Annotated in this window: 1 protein-coding gene; it reads right to left on the bottom strand. The window is 70.3% G+C overall.

The features are described from left to right. The coding region (gene hrpA / locus FNQ90_RS20900) for an ATP-dependent RNA helicase HrpA (protein WP_182607770.1) at positions 1 to 2060 on the bottom strand (2060 nt) is incomplete at both ends.

A 2060-nucleotide genomic window follows, 5' to 3' on the forward strand; every position in this document is an offset into this window, starting at 1 on the left:
CGGCCCGACCGCGTCCCCGGCCCCGCCCGGAACCGCCGGCCGGCTCGTCCACCACTCGGAAGGTGATCCGCAGGTGGTCGGGAACGTTCTCCGGAGCGAAGTCCTCCGGATCGATCTCCGCGCCGGTGAGCCGGCGCAACCCCCGGGCCAGCGCCTCCACCAGCGGTACCGATCCCGGCTCCGGGGCCTCCTCGGCCAGGAACCGCCGCGCCACGTCCGGTGCGGGCACGCACCGCCGCCGCAGCGGCTTGGGCAGGGTGCGGATCAGCTCCGTCACCACCTGCTCCCGCAACCCCGGGATCTGCCAGTCGAAGCCCTCGGTCGTCACCTGGTTGAGCACCTGGAGCGGCACGTGCACGGTCACGCCGTCCGCGTCCGTCCCCGGCTCGAACTGGTAGGTCACCCGCAGCCGCAGCCGGCCCTGCCGCCACACGTCCGGGTAATCCTCACGGGTGATGCCCGCCGCCCGTTCGTTGACCAGCATCGACTTCTCGAAGCTCAGCAGGTCCGGCGCCTCGGCGCGCTTGCGCTTCCACCAGGAGTCGAAGTGCGCCCCCGACACCACGTGCTCGGGCACGCGTTGGTCGTAGAAGTCGAAGAGCGTCTCGTCGTCCACCAGGATGTCGCGACGCCGCGCCCGGTGCTCCAGCTCCTCCACCTCGGCCAACAGCTTCCGGTTCTCCCGGAAGAACTCGTGGTGGGTCCGCCAGTCGCCTTCCACCAGCGCGTGCCGGATGAACAGCTCACGACAGGTGTCCGGGTCGATCCGCCCGTAATTGACCTTGCGATTCGCCACCAGCGGCACCCCGTAGAGGGTGACCCGCTCATAGGCCATCACCGCCGCCTGCTTCTGCTCCCAGTGCGGCTCGCTGTAGGTGCGCTTCACCAGATGCTCCGCCAGCGGCTCCACCCAGTCCGGCTCGATCCGCGCGTTCACCCGCGCCCACAGCCGCGAGGTCTCCACCAGCTCCGCCGACATCACCCACCGCGGCGGCTTGCGGAACAGCGCCGAACCGGGGAACACCGCGAACCGCGCGCCGCGCGCCCCCAGGTACTCCTGCTTATCGGTGTCCTTCAACCCGATGTGCGACAACAATCCCGCCAGCAGGGACTGGTGGATCCGGTCCGGGTCCGCCACCGGGTTCCCGTTCTCGCCGGCCCCGATCCCCATCTGCTTGACCACCGTGCGCAACTGGCCCACGATGTCCTGCCATTCTCGTATCCGCAGCCAGTTCAGGAACTCGTCGCGGCACATCCGGCGGAACGCCGAGGAGGACAGCTCCCGCTGCCGTTCGCGCACGTACTCCCACAGGTTCCACAGCGCCAGGAAGTCCGAGTGTTCCGCCGGGCCCTCCCGGAACCGCCGGTGCTTCGCGTCCGCCTGCTGCTGCAGCTCCGCCGGCCGCTCGCGCGGATCCTGGATCGACAGCGCCGCCACGATCACCAGCACCTCGCGCACACAACCGTTGCGCTCGGCCTCCAGCACCATCCGCGCCAACCGCGGGTCCACCGGCAACTGCGCCAACCGGCGCCCGGTCTCCGTCAGCCGCTTGCGCGGGTCCTTCTGCCCGGTGTCCAGCGCGTGCAGTTCCTCCAGCAACTGCACGCCCGCCCGCACGCTGCGGTGGTCGGGTGGGTCGATGAACGGGAACCGCTCGATCTCGCCGAGGCCCGCCGCGTTCATCTGGAGGATCACCGACGCCAGGTTGGTGCGCAGGATCTCCGGATCGGTGAACTCCGGCCGGGACGCGAAGTCCTCCTCCGAGTACAGCCGGATACAGATGCCGTCGCTGGTGCGCCCGCAACGTCCCTTGCGCTGGTTGGCACTGGCCTGCGAGACCGGCTCGATCGGCAGCCGCTGCACCTTGGTGCGGTGGCTGTACCGGGAGATCCGCGCGAAACCGGGGTCGACGACGTACTTGATGCCCGGCACGGTCAGCGAGGTCTCCGCCACGTTGGTGGCCAGCACCACCCGGCGCCCCGAGTGCCGCTGGAAGACCCGCTGCTGCTCGGCGTGGCTCAGTCGCGCGTACAGCGGCAGCACCTCCACCGCCCCGGCC

The sequence above is a fragment of the Streptomyces alkaliphilus genome (assembly GCF_014141535.1).
Classification (GTDB): domain Bacteria; phylum Actinomycetota; class Actinomycetes; order Streptomycetales; family Streptomycetaceae; genus Streptomyces; species Streptomyces alkaliphilus.